We start from the raw sequence: 18970 nt of genomic DNA, 5'->3' as shown, positions 1-18970 counted from the left end.
TAGGTGCCTTGTGGGGTGGTTTGGGAGCCTAGCTGGGTGGGAACACTATAATTGTAGGTGGTGCCAAAATCAGGCAGGTTTTTGAAGGTGTAGTCATCGTAGTAGGTGACGGTCAGGTAGGTGTTGGCGGCTACTCCGGTGGGGTAGCTTTGGTCGGTGTAGCCGTGGACTGTCGTGCCCCGGGTTTCATACCAGGCATCTTCGTCTCCCACTCTGCCGTTTACATGGACCTGCATGTCTGCCTGGTTGAAATTATTGGCATCAGTTAAAATGCCAGTGCTAATGGGGCGATTCAGTGCATCATACTTTGTAAAAGTCCACTCGTTATCTAGGTTTGCATTCTGTAAATGCTTTCTCTGGTTGCCGTCCTGGGTGAGTACTAATCGATCTCTGTTGTCGTAGACCATGTATACCCAGTCGGCTCCGGGCACACGCTTTTCGATCATGCGCTTGCGGCCATCGTATTTGTAGCAGAAGGCCCATTGGGCCAGGAAGGGGTCATCGATAGTGGCGCCCTCGGCTATTTTCTGGTTGGCCATTGGGGGTAGTACAAATCTCAAATTGCCGAAGTCATCGTAGATGTAGTAGGTGTCGGCCCATTCTTCGGTGGTAGCTTCGGGTTCGTGGACCTGGACTCTCTTGAGGATGGTTTGCCCGAGTTTGTCAACAAATTCTATGGTTTGATGGTCTTCTTCGTCTGTGGTGATGGTTTTGGTGAGTTGGGTCGGATCGTATAATGTATTTCCAAGTAATCCAAACCCTATGTACCAGGACTTTACTTTATCTTCAGAGGTGTTAGTGACATACTCAAATTTTACGGTTTTTCCCGCCTGTGGATTTCCTTCAACAGGTTGCCAGGCTTCTCCGGGAGCGCCTTGTTCAACAACTCTGTTTAGAGGAGAGCGTTCAAACACCTTTGCTGCATAGGCGTAATCTGTGTTGGCAATATAGCGGGCTGTTTGATAGAATGCAGCCTGATCCACTACATCGGATGTGTGGTAAGTTCCGCATCCTATTTCACTAACGTAAGGAAGGTAATCTTTTGAATTTCTACCAAAATCATCATATTCAAAGATAGTAATCACATTCCCTCCAGCGGGACTATTTTTAATCTCAATGTTTCTTATTGGCCTCCCAAAACCATCATAATATCCAACAGCATAGTGATAATCAGATATATTCAAATCATAAAGGGAGGTGTTTTCATCAATACCTGCTTTTTTAAAGGTAACAGATGTAACATAGTTTATATGTGACTGATCCTCAACAGAAGAATAAATATAGTATTCCTCAGTTGTATATAAAGGACCACCAGGTGACGCCTCTACGGTTACCTGGTAGGTACCTGGATTTTGAGCATTCAGAACATTTGAAGAAGTCTGGTCTATAGTCACACCATTTCTTTTCCACTTATAATTATTGAATCCATCTGAGGCTATAAGTTGCGTACCTTCGCCTGGACAAATGTGCGTTGGGCCATTGACTACTATTGAGGGGATATCATAAATATGCACTGTTGCGGTAGAAGAAGCATCCGGAGGACATACTCCGTTGGTCACACTCACCATATATGAGGTAGTTTGGGTTATATTTGAATAATCAAAAGTTGTTCCCGGATTGGCAAATGAAATCCAGTTACCAGTTCCTACCTTGTAATGCCATAACAGGTCATTACCATTATACTCTGAAAGTGTAAGCTGCCCTGTAGCTGAGCCAAATGCTTCCCCATCAGAAGATAGAACCCCTCCATAGGAAAGATCATCAACATCTACAGTTACTATGTTAGAGTATTTTGTATCGCATCCATTATTATCAACAGTTCTTCTGCGATAATACGTTTTAACTTTTATTTTCCCGGCTGTAGAACAGGTCTTACCTGTAGCATCAGTTATATTGATCCATGAACCAGAGCCTTCTTTCTTCTGCCATTGATAAGAATAGCTACCACTTCCCCCTGTGGCAGACATAATATTACCTAACAGACCAACATTATTGTTATAACAAACCTTTTCAGGTCCATTGATTTGCCCTGCCGCCAGAGGTTCATAAAGACTAACAGATACATCTTGCTTCAACCCTTCACATGAATATTGATTAATTTTAGAAACACTGTATGTCTTTGGTGAGGTCAAGACAGGAGTGGTAAAAGTTGCTTGAGTGGAAACAACTGTAGTTCCATCATACCATAAATAACTTTCTCCTGAAGTCGCTCCATTGGCGGTAAGAATTGCAGAACTATTATAGCATATCTTTTTATTAACAGAAACAGGTTTAGAGGGAATAGGATATATTGTAGCCTCCACTGACTCATAAATAGAGTTGCACGCTACAATTTTCTTAACATAAAAAGTTCGGGTTTCAGATAGAGCAAATATTTTCAGCGATGAATTTCCTATACCTTGGCATTGATAATTAGTACCGGCTACACCGCCAATCCCAATAGCCGGTTCACCAATATTTTCATACCACTCGTATTCACCAGAAGGATTAACTACGGATAAAATGAGTGGGCCTCCCATACCACACCGAGAGTCTCCTTGTGTATCTACCTGAGGAGACGAATTATTTACTGATACATATATTGAGTAGGTCTCAGAAACTCCTTCCATTGTATCTGTTACAATAAGTATTAAGCTGCCACTTATTGACCATGAAACATTTACTGTTCTACTGTTGCATGAAATCCCGCAGTTTAGATTATTTGCAGTTCCACTCACAAACCACTCGTATGACAAGTTTGGCCCTGCCGGAGAACCTATATAACTATAAGCCTCTGTTGATGCTCCACAAAGTTCTGTTGGTCCATATATTTGCGCCTTTAAAGCAAGGTTACTAAGAGCGAAAATTATTAGGAATGAGAAGTTTTTCATTATAAAATTCATTTTTACAAATTAATGACGGGCATAGGAGTAGGTATATGCCTTAAGTATATTATGATCATGGTCCTTGACATAAATTAGTCTGTGAAAATCATCGTAGATGTAATATTGAACCAGGTTATTGGGATCACTAATGCAACTTATATCAAAATTCGCATTGTAGTTATACGTAGTCATTTTTGCTCCTTGGGGATAAACTCTAAGTTCATCCAATCCTGAAGCATTTGCGGGAAGTGTTATTACAGGATTATAAGAAATTTCATCCTGAAAGTACCAGGATCCATTATTGAGATACCAATATGTCATCACTAAATCATCTCCAGTTGGTCTTTCCGATATAGGAATGGCATAACTATTACCAATATGATAGCGATCACCTGTTTTTGCGAAGCCTGTAGAACCAGATGATTCAAATCCGGTATAATATATTTCTCCTGGCTCTGCTTTGACCACTTCCGCCGAGAGTAATTTGGAGGTATCATTCAGGCTCCAATAAATATAGGATGTTCTTGTTCCCGTGGTGACATTTAATTGAGATATAAGATAATCCCCATTATATGAATATAGCATTTCTTCTGAATATTCATTTAAATCAGCATTATATATAAAGCGAGACAATGGTAGCTTGTAATGATAGGTTTGCTTTCTTCCTTTGACTAGATTTCCGTTTACTTTTTGTTCAACCCTGATCACTAGATGTGGATTGTCTTCATCTCTGTCAATTTTTTGACTTAAAACATCTCCATTACTATTTCGTATTGTTTTGGATGTATAGTAATGATGAATTTGCGGGGAGGACATATAATCATAATCCACTGTAAAGTTGTATACAACCGTTTCATTCTGAAACTTCTTTTCTTCAGATTTGTGTAAATAATACCACATAGGACGTATTTCATAATCATGTCTGGCGAAATCATCATTATAAGAACAATGGTAACAGTAGTATGATTGTTTCCTTCTTAATTTAAAACCAATAACACGTTCGGAAGATGAAATAAATTTATATTCGTTGACAGTTTCCTTTACCTTTACCAGATTCAGCAAATCCGTATCTTGCTCATAAATTGTTTTTCTAATAAGTTTGCCATTTTTATAGCTTAAATCCTCTTGCGGTATATAAGGATATGCAACATCATTAGTGGGCTCATCATTAACAAATTGGTATTCAATCATTCCCTGCTTTCTTAAAGATTCCGGGTACGTACTCAGCCCATGATCCTCAGTTTTAATTTTGTACTCCTGAACTTTGGAATATCCCACATGACTACCTTGTACAGTTGTTAAAGGTAATTGGCTGTGCGATTCCATATTAAGAACACTTTCACTCTGAGTATCATAGCAAATAAAATCTTGTACATCACCATACCTATATTTACTCTGATAAGCAAAGATGGGCTTGGTAAAAAGTACTCCACTCGACTCCGAATTGTTAAAATCCCGGCGATACTCAAACCGAGTTATTTCCTTGCTAATATTTACTGGATCATAAAAAATAATTTCCTGGATCCTGAGACCCCCGACATAGACATTTTTGGATTCTATTTGCTCAAATTCAATAGAAACAAAACTCTCTATTCCATCACCGCTAACAGCATTTAATTTATATTGCCCGGCTGGCAATATCCACCTAGAATTATTAGTAGCCAACGTCACCGGTTGGTAATTGGAACCATTCCACCGTAGAATATTGCTATTATGATCTATTGCCTGAGGATTATCATCCTTCTTTATCGTAGAATAACAGTCTTCCAAAACAGAAAATGTCACTTCATCAGTATCAATATTTTCAGTTTCACCAAGGGCATTGGCTTTGTAAAAATAAGTTTGACTGAAATTGGTATCAAAGTAATCATTTAATTCATATTTAAATTCCGAATAGCCCCCAGTTGGATAGTATAGCTGGGATAAAGTGCCATTCTTACACTCCAGGGAGGGTGTACGGTTCGCTGGATTATGATTATTAACATTCCAAAAGTTATCCTTATACTGTGGTATCAAATGCGTATTACTGGTAGCAGCATTATAATATCCCCACGAATCTTGGGCGTTAGAATAAACGGGAGGTACATTCCCAGAATAGTATTCGCATCTATACCCATCATTCAACTTTACTCGCGAATCTTTTGTTGATACCTCATATATTGATTTAAGTTTCAGTTTATTTCCACTGAAATATGAAGTCTCTATTTTAAACCTTTTGATAAGTTTATTATTATAGTAAATAATGACCTCTTCAAGCGCATTCGAGCCATTTAGATCCGATCGTAATTTATTGGCTACAAATTCAATTTTATAACCATTTGAAGTAGTTATATTGCTCAATCTCTTAGAATTCGTGGTAGTACTATTACGGCATTGTTGAAGTTTATATCCTGCAGAATTAGTGTTCCCAGCCAATCTAAATCTGCCAGTGCTAACCAGCCGCATTTCATAATCTATAACTTCAGTAACATATTTAAACTTTATCCATTCATTACCATTAGACATTTCAGTTAAATGCCAAGAACTTTGGTATTCGCTAATAGAAGAAGGGTAGGAATCACCACAAGATGATTTTGTATATGTCCTGTCGGCAATATCGAAGGTATAATTAGTACCATCTGTACCCTTTATTTTCCATGTGTAGTCGGTTGGTGAAAGTTCTGGAAAACTAATATAGGGGTGATAAAGAATTTTGATATCATCCACTTCATATTTAAGAATTTGTCTATTTATATTAAAGACAAACTTATTATTTACACTCGGAGCACGTAGATAATAAACATCTGGTTCTGCAGTCAAGATACCCATGGATAAAGAATCTGCTGTACTCCAATTTGCATCATTAAAAGGAACTCCTGCTGAATTTGAACAGCTAAGTAAACTGGAATTGACCGTGCCATTTTCATTGTAAAGCCGCCTATTATGAAAAAAGCCTTTATCTGCTCCACCTGAGTACTCATCAGGAAGACCATTAACTGTTCGACTAATGGCACCCCCAGCACTTAAGGACCATCCATATCCAACCCATGATGAATATTCTTCTACTTTAATTCCTGAAGAATGATAGTCTAAGGTTATAGGAAGTTCAAACTGGTTCATTTTTATCTTATATATAGGAATAGAGATCTGCGGAATGCCAGTATAATGGCTTACCGGTATATCTGTAAATTTTTGAAATGCCGCGACATTAGGTGCTGGGGGGATAACACTGACAGCAGATTGGATATCATCCTCTTGTGCAGAAGTAATGAAAAAGGTATGTATCATCAGTGTTGTTATTAAATATAACTTATACATTCGAAACTAATTTTCTTTTAAAATCAATTTAAAGTTTAATTATTCAAATTTAAAATTTGATAAGTTATAAAACAAATTATGAAATCGTAATAATGGGAAAAATTATCAATTTTGCGAAATAAATATCATACATTGATAAAATCGTATACTATTTGCATGACGCGAACTTCGGAGCTAATGCTACTCCTACTTTCTATGGCGGTATCAACACTCGTTTGGAAGATAAGGGTGTTTTATACATTACTCCTCTGTTATTCTACTGGCAATAAACTTTGCGATACCTGGGCAGGAACGTAGACACTTTATTTCGCAGTTGGTAAAATTTGCAACTAGCGCAAGTCTGTGACTTGTGCTTAAAAAAGGATACCAGAGTCTGTGACTCGCAAAGTGGGCGAAATTGTGAATAGGAGGCGAGACAAGAAGAGGAAGATGATTTAAAGAAGGGTCGTAGGAGGTTGCAAATCTGGCTTATAAAAAGGCACAAGTTACAGACTTACGCCGGAGGTGGGATCCAGGAGCTCCATTACGTTTCGCCCGGGATGACGGGTGAATATTTTTTAGCACTTTCCATAAAAAAGCCACCCTGGCGCGAAGCTAGGGTGGCATGATTAAGTTTTCCGGATTGGCCTGGCTTACTCTACATCCCACCAAACGCGGGTATCGAGATTGTCTGTGCCCTGTCGGGCTACGGCTTTGTCATAGTTGGCTTTATTGTTTTGTGACTCTGATGCAGGGTAGGCTTGCCGTCTGGGTATCTGGCCGGAATTGTTGACTGCGGCCGGTGCAGGCTGCAGGTCAGGATAGCCTAATCTTCTCCATTCTGCCCATGCTTCGTACCCTTGCATGTAAGTGGCGATCCATTTTTGCTCGCCGATGAGTTGAGTGGCATTTGAAGCATCAAAAGCTGCTGCTGGTTGAGTAATGTAGCTATCATAAGAGGGTTGGTCAAATACACCCCATTGCTCCATACTGGCTTTGATAGCCTCATTGTAATACTCTTCAGCGGTACCACCGGCATTCCAGCCATTGGCAGCGCCTTCAGCCAGGTAAAAGAGTACTTGGGCATAGGTCAAGATCGGAATGCTTGAATCCTTACCAATTACTTTAGAAGAATTTGGTAGCGAAACCTCTTCAAAGCCGTAGCCACCCGCTTCCCCATTGCCCAGGCCATAAGGCATGCCTGCATAAACATCAGGTTGACCGGGATTAATAGGGTCTGCGTAAGCTTGCAGCCTCGGATCATTCAGATCTAGAAGCATGTCTACCAATGGCTCACTTACGGCATTATCCGTTCTTGTAAGGAAAGCAATGTGCCAGGGGTTATCGAATGCACCATTGCCCAGGTAATTGAAAATAGCATTGTCGTTATTGGAAGTAAAAGTACCATCGGCAACGGCTGCCTCAAATTCTGTTTTGGCTTTGTCCGGAGCAACTTTTGATATCCTCAGCGCCATTTTCAGGCGTAAGGAGTTGGCAAATTTCCTCCATTTGCTGATATCTCCATTGTAGAGAATATCTCCCTTAGGCGCTGCTCCATTGTCGAATTCCTCTATAACATCATCCAACTCCTCAGCGATAGAAGAATAAATCGCCGATTGGGGATCGTAAACAGGGGTGAGGTTCTCTGCACCTCTCAGCGCTTCGCTATAAGGCAGATCACCCCACCTGTCTGTCGCATGAAGAAAAAAGTAAGCTTTAAGTATTTTTGCCACAGCAATTTGATTGGCATTTGAACCACTTTCCGCAGCAAAAACCCGCGTTTCGGGATCTGTATTCATATCAATTACCTTTTGGAGGTTATTGAGCGGACCGCTATAAATGCCGGTAAAGTCAAACTGTGTAACACTGTATCTTGATGCCTCCGTATAGCGTGTGGCCGACCAGTATTGTGAATAATATAGGCTGGTGGCTGTGCTTTCCATCCCGGGCATATCGCTGATCGCGTCAGTTAAAAAACCAGCCACCGGTACCTGGGTAGGATTATTCGGGTCTACATTTTTATCGCCAAAGTCGCTGCAGGCTGCTACTACAAAGGCTAATGGTATTATAAATTTTTTCATCGTCAATTCTTTTTTACTGTTTAAAAGCCCAACCTTAAATTAAATCCGTAGGTCCTGAACCCAGGAAGACCGCCACCCTCATGGAAAGATACTCCTGAGGCATCAGGCGTGATCTCTGACGGGTCAATACCATCAATGTTGGAATGGATCAGCCAGGCGTTTCTCACGGTGAAAGCCACATTAACCTTTGTGAAAGGGAGGTTTGCCAGAAGCTGATTGGGCAAGCTGTAGCCAAGTCTGACTTCACGTAGCTTAATGTAGCTGGCATCGTATATCCAGTTGCCGGTTACCCCCACCATATTCCAGGTGTGCTGTGCTCCGGAGGCATATCCTGTCACAGGAGTACCATCCTCCAGCACACCCGATACCATAAAGCCGCCCCCATCGCTAATGCGATCACGTACTGATACACCATTATCGTTCAAGCCAACGGTTTCAGCCAGTTGCCCGGCACCAAAACCATACATTTTGGTTACGGAGTGGAAGTTGCCGCCTTTTTGAAAATCAAGGTTCAGCGAGAGGTCGAAACCTTTGAACGAAAGCGTATTTACTAGTCCCCCTGTAAAGTCAGGAAGCACATTTCCAATTACCCGGTTGTCTTCCGTGAGGTATTCGAGATTGTTTTCATCGCCAGAGTGATACCAGCTTGCAGCAGGCCTCACCACTGGCTGACCGTCAAGCATTAGGAAATCAGAGCCTTTAAGTACTCCCCATTCTTCGCCTTTTTCCAATACTACATCGACACCGCGCCTTCCAAGGATAGAGTAAGCAGTGATGTCGCCATAGATATCCTCAACGGTAGACCGGTTTCTGGCCAGGTTGAAGGCTACGTCCCAGGTGAAGTTGCTGGTTTTTATTGGTGTGCCGTACAGCGCCAATTCCATGCCCTTACTCACGATCTTTCCCCCGTTTGTGGTCAGTTCTTCGTAGCCTGATGCACCCGATACGTTGATCCTGATGATATCATCCTCGTTGGTTTGGGTGTAGTAGTTGATGTCTAATCCCAGCCTGTTTTTGAAGAACTTTAATTCCATTCCTACCTCAATAGCCTCAGCCAGGGAAGGCTTGATGTTTGGATCAACAAAATCGTCCCTTACGATAAAAGTTGGGGAAGAACCGTAGACACCCCCGGATAAATAAGTTTGATTGATCTCATAAGCATTCAGGTCGTTACCTACCTGGGCAAAGCTTCCCCTCACTTTTCCAAAGGAAAGGATGTCAGATGATATCAGCTCGGAAAACACAAAACTTAGTCCGGCTGAAGGATAAAAATAGGAGTTGTTGCTTGCCGGTAAGGCCGATGACCAGTCATTTCTGGCGGTCACATCCAGGTAAAGCATGTCTTTATAGCCAATGCTTGCCGAAGCATAAATACTTCTTATCTCTTTGTTGATCTCCCAGTTATCAACAAACGGTCTGTCGACAGAGGCTTCCAGGTTAAACCAGTTGGGTGCAGAGAGTCCTCCGACTGTATTGCCGACCAGTCCAATATATTTTTGCTTCAGGATATTTCCACCGGCAAAACCAGAAACTGAAATATCATTAAAGGTTTTGTTGAAGTTGAGGAGTAGTTCATAGTTAGTCTCAATGCCCTTTCGTGAGGTTTCGTAGAATAAATCCTGTGCTTTGGCTTCAGTAGGTATCCTGTTATTGATCCTCTGGTCGTAAAAGTCCGTTTTGGCAACCCCTCGCAACGAGAAAACATCATTGAGTTGATAATTCAGAGTAACACCACCTATTACACGATCGCGCTCATCATAGGGTGTGGCATTTTCGAGCATATAATAGATGTTATCCCAGAAGTTGGGAGTAGTATTGCCCGGTCCGGTGATATTCCATGTTTTAATGGTTCCGTCAGGAGCGCGGTAATCTTTAAGCCGGTTATAATCCAACTGGCGCTGGGTCCACATGTTGAGGTTAGGGCCGATGTTGATCAGGCTCCAGCCGCTGTAACTTCCGGTATATCCGAAACCGGGCCTTCCACGGTAGCTGTTATTGGCATAATTGACAGTGGCTTCCACACTCAGCTTATCATTTATCGATGAGTTGAGATTCAGGGAAGCGTTGTTCTTCTTCCCTTCACTAAAAGGTACTGCACCGTTGATATCCGTGAAGCCGTAGGAAAGTCTGAACGTAGTTTTTTCATTGCCACCGTTTATTGCAATATTGTGCGACTGTGTCACTCCGGTTTCAAAGAAATTTTTGACATTATCCGGGTTGGGTGCCAAAGGTCGTGTTTTCCCGTACTCGGATGTGCCTGGATACCAGCTATCCCAATGCCTTACCAGCCTGCCGTCCATCCTTGGTCCCCAGCTTTCATCAGCGTTATATTCCAGCACATAATCCCCGTCTACCTGTGACAGCTCCTGAGAGTAGCCACCGGCATACTCATTTTGGTATTTAGGAAGGATAGCTACTTTGTCGAATGAAAACTGTCCGTTATATTCTATACCCAGGCCTTTTCTTCCGGAACCTTTTTTGGTTGTGATAAGGATCACCCCATTCTTTCCCCTGATCCCGTAAAGGGCTGAGGCTGCGGGCCCTTTTAATACCGAGATAGACTCAATGTCGTTAGGGTTGATATCCTGAGCGAGGTTACCATAGTCGCGACCATTGTACGTGTTAGAGAAGTTAGCATTTGAAATGGGGATACCATCTACAACGAACAGGGGTGGGGAGTTGCCGGAGATGCTATTGGCGCCACGAATACGTACGTTAACTGTTCCTCCCAGGCTTGCTGCAGAAGGATTTACGATCTGAACTCCAGCTACTTTTCCCGACAGTGCTCCCAGGTAGTTTTGCTCTCCTGTTTTGGTCAGGTTATCACCATCCACCTCTTGCACAGCATAGGCCAGAGAAGCTTTTTCACGCTCTACACCCAAAGCGGTAACTACCACTTCCGATAGTTCGGTAACATCACTTTTCAGGGCAACGTCAATGACGGTTCTGCCACCCACATTTACTTCGTGTGTTTCGAAGCCTATAAATGAAAACAGCAGAGATGCATTGGAGGATACTTGTATACTGTAGTTTCCATCAGCATCGGTAATGGTACCCTGTGTAGTACCTTTGATCAAAACTGATACCCCCGGCAGTGTCGAACCATCTGCATCAGAGGTAACCTTCCCCTTTACGGTAACATCCTGGGCAAAGGCAACTGTACACAACACCATGAACAGTGCCGGTACAAGTAGTTTTAGTGTTAGTAATTTTCTCTTCATCATTAAGAAATTAGATTAGAATGATTAAATAAAGTTGCCATGCCAACAGGTTGTGTGCTTTGACATAGCATTAAGTTCTCAGGTTAGTGAAGGCAAAAACCTCCCCTGTCAGCCAATTTTTTAGCTGAGAATGATTCTGAAATGGATGGTCAGTACTTAAGAGGCGCTATGCAACAGAACTAATAGGGTTTTTGAGCTGATCCGGCCAATTGGTGCAACACCATTTTTAGCAGATCAGCGAAAATAGAACCAGTGCATAGGCATCATTTCTATGGAGGTGCAAAAACCGTGTTCGTAGTGTAAAGCATTTTGATTCTTGGTTAGTGTAGTTATAATTACAAGGTAGGAAGTATTGGAATGTGGTTTTGATACTTTATTGACCGATTAGTATATAACATTATCAAATCATAAATATTTATGTAAAATTCTAATATTACTGAATTTGATTAAGTACTAATATGCTTTGTTTGATAGTGTTAAAAGGTTTAATAAAGAAAGACTTAGATACTCTGATTAAGCTTTCTGAATGCCATAGGGGTGTATCCGGTTATTTTTTTGAATTTCCGGTTAAAGTTGGAGAGGTTATTAAACCCGCACATATCGCAAACTGCGGTTACACTCAGGTCTTCTTTTTGAAGCATTTTACAGGCGTAACTGATCCTGATCTCTGTCAGGAATTCTATGTAGGTCTTTCGGGTTCGTTTTTTGAAGTAACGGCAAAAGGATGAAGTGGTCATGTTGGAAACATCCGCCACCTCGTCCAGGGTAATGTTCCTATGAAACTCATTCATAGTAAACTGGTAGATGTCATTCAGCCGTTTAGCCTGGGATTCTGTGTAGTCATGAGCAATATCAGAGGTGAGTATCTGATTGTCTTCAGAGTTGGCCAACACCTCTAGTATTGACAGCATTTCGGTTACTTTGCTGACTCCGCTGAGTGACTGCAGATTGATGATCCTCGGCCTTAATTCATTGGCTGTGTCAGGATGGAGTTTGAGCGACTGGCGTTTTCTTAGAAACTGGCCTACTGCCTGGGTCTCAGGTAATTGAAAGAACTTATCGCCAAACAATGTATCTTCAAAAAATATAGAAATACCATGTGCCCAGAGATCGTTTGATTCTCCGTAGTATTTTTTATCATTTTTGAAGACGTGAGGTACATTGCTGTTGATTAAAAAGATATCTCCCGGTTTAAAGTTGCCCACATAATCTCCCATAATTACGGTGCCATCGCTTTCGATGATAAGGGTCAACTGTAGCTCAGGATGTTTGTGGAAAATATCATAGAAATGAGGCTGATCGTCCACCTGCACCAGGAAGGAAGAATTTATTGTCTTGGATACTTTAAAAGGTAGTACTTTCACAGCTTGCTCTCAGATTTCCGTCAGTAATAATATTATATATTCTCATATTAGGCAATTTTATCCATTGAAAAGGATAATATAATATCATTATTGGCAAAGATTGTTAATGTGCCGGTAAGGTTAGAGTCCTGCATACATCATTTTATCGGCTGAGATCAGAGTGTCAAGGTTTCTACTTTAGGCTTACCACTTCAGTAGCCAGGACCGAAAGCATCAGACGCCAGCAAAAAGCTCAAATGATTCCAGGTATTCCGGGATATAAACGTTGGACCATCCCAACTCATTTTTTATAGTATCGCTAAAACTAAGTGCACATGTCTCTTCTCCGTGGGTTATGAATGTCATCTTCGGGGGCTGTTGGAAATTCCGCAGCCATTTTAAAAGTTCATTTTTATCAGCATGGGCTGACAAGCCGTCAAGATGTTCGATATGGCATCGGACAGGCACATCTATACCGAATATCCGGATAGTAGGTTCTCCATTGAGTATCCTTCTACCTCGTGTTCCTTCAGCCTGGTAGCCTACAAACAGTAATGTGTCATTACGTTTGGGCAAGCGGTGATACATGTGATGGAGTATCCGTCCGCCTGTGCACATTCCGCTCGCAGAAATGATGATAGCATTTTTTTCCAGGCTATTCAGGCTCACGGAGGCCTCCTGGCTTCTATAATATTTTATATGAGGGTAATCGAATATGGAAGGCGCACTTAATTCCTTTTTTGAAAGCTTATGGTACTCCGGATATTGCTGGTATAGTGCTGTAGTACTTATAGCCATCGGACTATCCACATATATAGGCACTTCAGGTATTTTGCGGGCCTCCATAAAGGTTTTAAAATAATGTAACAGTAGTTGTGTTCTACCGACAGCAAAAGCAGGTATGAGCAGACAGCCATCTCTTTCCAGGGCCTGATTGATCAATTCGGCAAACCGGTCTTCCATACCCTCGTTTTCGTTTACCCTGTCGCCATAGGTAGATTCAACAAGGAGTATATCAGCCTCACTAATAACTTCCGGATTTTGGAGTATGGGCCGGTCATATCTGCCCAGGTCACCTGAGAAAACAATTTTTTTAGTTTGGGATTTCCCCTGTATTTCAAGTACCACTATGGCTGATCCCAGGATATGGCCGGCATTGAAGAAGGTAGCGCTGACTCCCTCTGCTACCTCTATTGTATGCTTGTAATGATGGCCCTTAATCAAAGCCAATGCCGCTTCCGCATCTGAAGTGTCAAATAGCGGCAGAGGGTTTTCGTGCCTGGAGTATCCTTTCTTTTTTGCAAATCCGGCTTCTTCCTCCTGAAGCTTGGCGGCATCCATAAGCATAATTTCCAAGAGTCCTGCCGTGGCAGTAGTGCAGTGGATAATGCCGTGAAAACCTTCTTTGACAATTTTAGGAAGGTAACCACTGTGATCTATATGTGCATGTGTTAGTATAATGGTATCAATGGTATTGGCATCTACAGGCAGTGCATCCCAGTTGCGCAAACGCAGGTCTTTATGGCCTTGAAACAACCCGCAATCTATAAGGATCTTTCTGCTACCAATTTCAAGAAGATATTTAGAGCCAGTTACTGACCTGGCGCCCCCTAAAAACTTAAGTCTGATATTCATGTGTATATTAGTATTGAGATGTTAGTATTGAGTATTGAGAACCAATTAGTGTCTGTAAGAAAACTCTTAGCGGCTTTAAGAAAACGTTAAGGTCAAGGCTTGTGAAGTGCCAAAAAGCGGAGCGTACCGGGGTACGTGAGCATTTTTGGGACGAGCATAACGCAGACATTGGCGTTTTCTTAGAGATACTAATTATTTTCTGCATTGCCCGATAAATATAGGCCTATTTCATAATATTTTGATATCTTAAAATGACGACTTAGGAATCATCACTTAACAGGAATGCCACGGGTTCCAGAGCCTTCAGCTTGGAGAAAAGGATCACCAAAATGCCCAAATAGGGGATGGCTATGATCATACCCGGTACTCCCCATAGTATCCCACCCAACACAACCACAAGAATGGTCATCATCGGGTGGATATTTACTTTTTTACCAACGATCAACGGCTCCAGCAAGTAACTTTCAATGAATTGCACCACGGCAAAAAGAATTAATACTCCAATGATAGTAGTCGGAGAACCATAAATAGTAGCTGTAAGAAGTGGCAATGCCAGTGCTATGACATTGCCAATATAAGGGATCAGCGAGAGTAGGGCGCCAAGGATGCCATAGAATATTCCGAATTTCACTCCCAAAAGGGTTAACCCGGTTCCATAACAAACCGCCAGAATAGCAATTAACATAAATCGTCCACCGAGATAGTGCAGAGCCAGTGCACTTGTTTCCTCCATTGTTTTGCGAGCCTCTTCCTTTTTGCCATCAGTAGTGATCTTCAGTATGAATTTTTTAAAATGCCTTCTATAATAAAGAAAGAGGTATGTATAAATAAGCATGAGTAAAAGATCCATCAATGAATTCATTATGCCACTGCTGATATTTTCAGCGGTGTTTTGTAATTTTGTGGCTCCAGTTTTTTTCAGGTATGATTGGATCTGTTCTGAAGTCAAGCCTGTGGTTTTGGTGACTTGCTTTTCCAGTTTTTTCAGTTGTTCCTTACCTTTTTTCTCCAATTCGTCTGAATCCGAGGAAATTTGATTAGCCTGATATCCTACCAGACCTATAATGAAAATGATAAAGGTGGTTACGATCAGGGTCGAGATCACAGAAGACCACAGGCGATTTATACCTTTTGCTTCCGCCTTTCGGGAAACAGGAAGCATCAATAGCGCAACCAAAAATGCTACGGATAATGGTTTTAAAAATGAAGCGGCATGATATATACCCCAGAAGAACAATGTCAACAGGAGCAATACCAGTACCGCCTTGATCAGCCAGTTATTTTTTGTTAAATAATTATCTGGCATAGAAGTGTTTGTATTTGGCTACGATAAACATGAATACACCATAGCAAACCAACCCGAATGCCACCAATGCCATTAGCCAAGGCCCGTATGATGACTGTTGAATAAAGGAAAAGGCTCCAGAAGATCCCTGAACTTCGCCAGGATCATGTTGCAATGCGGCCTGCAAAAAGAAATAACCAATAATGCCGATGAGGATACCTCTCGAAATAAATCCGGCATAGCCTGCATGCTTTACAATTTTTTCAGCCTTGCTGTGAGGTATCCGGTGCGAACGTATATTTCTGGTAAAGTCACCCTTATATACCCTGTAGAATTGGTATAGACTTTTGGCAAATAGTCCCGCTGCGATCAGGATTACTAACAGTACCCCGGCATTACTCTGAAGCAGCGATGCCACTATACCTTGCTGCGACTGACCTCCCGAGGAGCTGCCACCACCGGAAGTCGCCTGAATGATAGCATATGCCGCCAACCCCAGGTATAGAATACCACTTATGAAATACCCTGTACGCTTTACCTTCCCTTCGGTATCATTTCCTTTCTCTTGTGGGTCCTGTACGGATTGTACAAATCGCCAAAATGCATAACATGCCAATCCTATGGCTACAAGGATCAAAAGTACATTGCCGAAAGGCTGCTTTTGCAGAAATTCCAGCACCTGAACTTTTCCTGCTTTTTGTCCCCCCATATTCAAAGCCGCCAGCAATGTAAGTATTCCGGCAATACCATAAACTATACCTTTGGCAACATGCCCGATACGACCGGCACGCTCTTTCCAATTGTCTGAATTACCGGAATTTATGATGATATCAGAGTTCATAATAATTTCAGTTTTTGATTAGTTGGTAAATTATAGTTGATAACTGAAAAAATAGTGCCTCTGTTGAATTTGCCTGAGAAGACCACTTTACCAGGTGAAAATGTGTAGTATTTACCCCACCGTTAAAATGTAATTCTACGAAGTCTGTTGCCTGACCCGGGTTAATTGTACTTCTTCGGTAACAGATCCAAAGAGCCATGTCGTCAGATTTCTGCTTTCCTAATTCCTGTTTCTTGATCATTATTTCCTAGTTTAGCTAATGAATAGTTAAAGCATACATGATAGGATCAAAAGAGAGAACCCGGGAATCGAGAGCCGCCATCGAGCGCTTGTATATTACAATGAGGCACCTTCTTATCAGGGGCAGCTATAAGCCCATGGGTGTATCAGGTACATCGTTGATAGAGGCCTTGCTTACCTTACGGCCGGAGATATATGGCACTGTGGCCGACCCGGGTAAAGTGGAACTGGACGGGCTGCTTTACGTTATTGAACGACTGCCCAACGGTATCGAAGAATGCCGATTTATCAAACTTGTAGCGAGAGAGGGTTTTGAGGAGGCGGGCCACCCGGCCATGATACCCATCAAAAGAAGGCGAAACTGCTTCCGGATCGATGAAAACAGGATGTACATTGAAATGACCCGCGGCAGAAGTGATATTTATGATATTCTGACCCACCTTACCTTTTTATTTATCGAAGGTGAGAAGATAAAAAACCATAGCCTCGACCAAAAAGGTCAGGTAATAGATGACTGGTATCGCCTGGAAGAGATCGTGAAATTGGAAGAACAAAATGAGCCTTTCGATGAAAAAAAGGCAGCGGTATACCTTAGCAATTTCCTGGGACGTACCATCAAAGAAACCTATGCTGCAATAGAAAAATTTAAAAAAGGGAAGAACAAAAACAGCCTGTATCACATCGTCTACTGGTTGGGTCGCACAGCTATCCTGGAAGAGAAGGAAGGGTTGGATAAAGAGATCACATTTTCATCTAAGCTCAGAGAGATTATCGGCCATCACATCTATGGAGAAAAATGGGCGCGGAGGATCAAATCGTACATCCATGGAAAAGGCCTGGCCCACAGGCCGATACACATCATTAGTGCGAATATGCATAGTTTTCTCAATGCCATCTATGGCTTTCATGCATTGGCAGAAGAGTCGTTTTCATCTTTAGAGGAACTGGCGGTAGCGAGCAGTAAAGACGAAAATGCGGATATGAGGGAAAGGGTAAAACAATATGCCCAGGATAATGGTATGCACGAAATTCAGGATCAGTCAGGTACTAACCTGTCAGTACAGATATTTGACCTGGACAGGATAGATATGCAAAGGCTACCGTCCGAGTTCCAGCCAAAAAATGAGGTAGTGCCGCCTGTACTGATTGTCATGGATTATGCCTTTGGAGAGCAGGCTTTTGAGTGTATGGATGAACTTCTGAAGCCTTATGAAGAAGGTGATAACATCTACGACATGAATATTAGATCCGTTTCTATTATGGGTAAGGCGGGTATCCTTACGGGAAATAAGAGCGATATAATGATCCCCACAGCCCATGTTTTTGAGGGTACGGCTGATAATTATCCTATAGAGAATGATTTTGATATCAGTGAATTCAAAGGCAAAATGGCTACATATGAAGGTACCATGATCACCGTGCTGGGCACTTCGCTCCAAAATCGTGATGTCCTCAATCACTTTCTAACATCTACATGGAATGCAGTAGGGCTGGAGATGGAAGGCGCCCATTACCAAAAGGCGATACAGTCTGCCGCCATGATCCGTAAGAGCATCAGCGAAGATATAAAAGTACGATATGCCTATTATGCATCAGATAACCCGCTGATGACGGGCAGTACGCTGGCTTCAGGAAGCCTCGGCCTGGAAGGAGTGAAACCCACATATTTGATTACCAGTGCTATCATGAAGAGGATATTGGTGTAGCGGATGAGGTTTCCGGGATAATAATGCCAGTCTGAACACTGAAAATGAAGCAAAAGCACAAGTGACGCTATCGCTTAACACTCGCGCCAGTTTCAGTATCGCCAGGCTCTCAATGTTTTTAAGCCGTTTTTGAAGTGATTTGATGATGTCATCTCATCCCGATAGGGGTCTGTGCATAAGTAACTACTATTCAGATAGAGATCAAAGCTTAGCATCTGCATTTGATCATGATTTTTGTTCTGCCGCTTGCTATAAAAGTAGGCAATGCTCTGTACTACTGTACTAGGGTGAATCTCTTTTAAAGGGAAGAAGTGTTAAGGTGAATAGGTCTCTCCCTACAGTCGAGATGACCACGCGATGAAGGGATAAGTTTTTATAAAACCAGGTCACCGGACCCACAATGCTCTTAAGTTAAGGCTTCATCCCGATGAAATCAACAACTTTCAGTTGATTTTGAGGATAATGACATTATACCATC

10 protein-coding genes are annotated in these 18970 nt (G+C 42.0%); 1 reads left to right on the top strand and 9 read right to left on the bottom strand.

Translation table 11 applies throughout. From position 1 onward, the window contains the following. From C900_RS24765 to C900_RS24725, 9 genes are all read right to left on the bottom strand, one after another. Positions 1 to 2870 (bottom strand): DUF6443 domain-containing protein (locus C900_RS24765; RefSeq protein WP_221408170.1); only part of this gene is annotated, 2870 nt, incomplete at its 3' end. A 21-nt stretch (positions 2871 to 2891) separates the two neighbouring features. After that, complete coding sequence (locus C900_RS24760) at positions 2892 to 6161, bottom strand: hypothetical protein (RefSeq protein WP_009583109.1); 3270 nt, start codon at positions 6159 to 6161, stop codon at positions 2892 to 2894. A gap of 632 nt (positions 6162 to 6793) precedes the next feature. Continuing rightward, the gene (locus C900_RS24755; protein ID WP_009583104.1) at positions 6794 to 8221 is read right to left on the bottom strand and encodes a SusD/RagB family nutrient-binding outer membrane lipoprotein; all 1428 of its coding nucleotides are present in this window, start codon (positions 8219 to 8221) and stop codon (positions 6794 to 6796) included. Between the two features lie 20 nt (positions 8222 to 8241). Continuing rightward, the gene (locus tag C900_RS24750) at positions 8242 to 11445 is read right to left on the bottom strand and encodes a SusC/RagA family TonB-linked outer membrane protein (protein WP_009583103.1); all 3204 of its coding nucleotides are present in this window, start codon (positions 11443 to 11445) and stop codon (positions 8242 to 8244) included. 497 nt (positions 11446 to 11942) lie between these two features. Continuing rightward, positions 11943 to 12806 carry an AraC family transcriptional regulator gene (locus C900_RS24745; RefSeq protein ID WP_009583102.1) on the bottom strand — a complete coding sequence of 288 codons (864 nt, stop codon included), beginning with the start codon at positions 12804 to 12806 and terminating at the stop codon, positions 11943 to 11945. 213 nt (positions 12807 to 13019) lie between these two features. After that, the gene (locus C900_RS24740) at positions 13020 to 14420 is read right to left on the bottom strand and encodes an MBL fold metallo-hydrolase RNA specificity domain-containing protein (protein WP_009583101.1); all 1401 of its coding nucleotides are present in this window, start codon (positions 14418 to 14420) and stop codon (positions 13020 to 13022) included. Positions 14421 to 14679: 259 nt separating this feature from the next. Further along, positions 14680 to 15726 carry an AI-2E family transporter gene (locus tag C900_RS24735; protein ID WP_009583100.1) on the bottom strand — a complete coding sequence of 349 codons (1047 nt, stop codon included), beginning with the start codon at positions 15724 to 15726 and terminating at the stop codon, positions 14680 to 14682. Next, positions 15716 to 16546: a DUF1206 domain-containing protein gene (locus C900_RS24730; protein WP_009583099.1), complete on the bottom strand. Its 831-nt coding sequence runs from the start codon at positions 16544 to 16546 to the stop codon at positions 15716 to 15718. The genes C900_RS24735 and C900_RS24730 overlap by 11 nt, the downstream gene beginning before the upstream one ends. A 7-nt stretch (positions 16547 to 16553) precedes the next feature. Then, on the bottom strand, positions 16554 to 16787 hold the full coding sequence (locus C900_RS24725; RefSeq protein WP_040497515.1) for a hypothetical protein: 234 nt from the start codon (positions 16785 to 16787) through the stop codon (positions 16554 to 16556). 37 nt (positions 16788 to 16824) lie between these two features. On the opposite strand from C900_RS24725, the gene C900_RS24720 reads away from it, so the two are divergent. Next, positions 16825 to 18492, top strand: coding sequence for a DUF6909 family protein (locus C900_RS24720; RefSeq protein ID WP_009583098.1), 1668 nt, complete (start codon positions 16825 to 16827; stop codon positions 18490 to 18492). Positions 18493 to 18970 lie beyond the last annotated feature (478 nt).

This window comes from Fulvivirga imtechensis AK7, from assembly GCF_000331535.1.
In the GTDB taxonomy this organism is placed as follows: Bacteria; Bacteroidota; Bacteroidia; order Cytophagales; family Cyclobacteriaceae; genus Fulvivirga; species Fulvivirga imtechensis.
This window is presented reverse-complemented; position numbering and strand designations above follow the sequence as displayed.

Coding starts and splice junctions, on each gene's coding strand:
- C900_RS24760 (WP_009583109.1), bottom strand. CDS start 6,161: ATGTATAAGTTATATTTAATAACAACACTGATGATACATACCTTTTTC.
- C900_RS24755 (WP_009583104.1), bottom strand. CDS start 8,221: ATGAAAAAATTTATAATACCATTAGCCTTTGTAGTAGCAGCCTGCAGC.
- C900_RS24750 (WP_009583103.1), bottom strand. CDS start 11,445: ATGATGAAGAGAAAATTACTAACACTAAAACTACTTGTACCGGCACTG.
- C900_RS24740 (WP_009583101.1), bottom strand. CDS start 14,420: ATGAATATCAGACTTAAGTTTTTAGGGGGCGCCAGGTCAGTAACTGGC.
- C900_RS24735 (WP_009583100.1), bottom strand. CDS start 15,726: ATGCCAGATAATTATTTAACAAAAAATAACTGGCTGATCAAGGCGGTA.
- C900_RS24730 (WP_009583099.1), bottom strand. CDS start 16,546: ATGAACTCTGATATCATCATAAATTCCGGTAATTCAGACAATTGGAAA.
- C900_RS24725 (WP_040497515.1), bottom strand. CDS start 16,787: ATGATCAAGAAACAGGAATTAGGAAAGCAGAAATCTGACGACATGGCT.
- C900_RS24720 (WP_009583098.1), top strand. CDS start 16,825: ATGATAGGATCAAAAGAGAGAACCCGGGAATCGAGAGCCGCCATCGAG.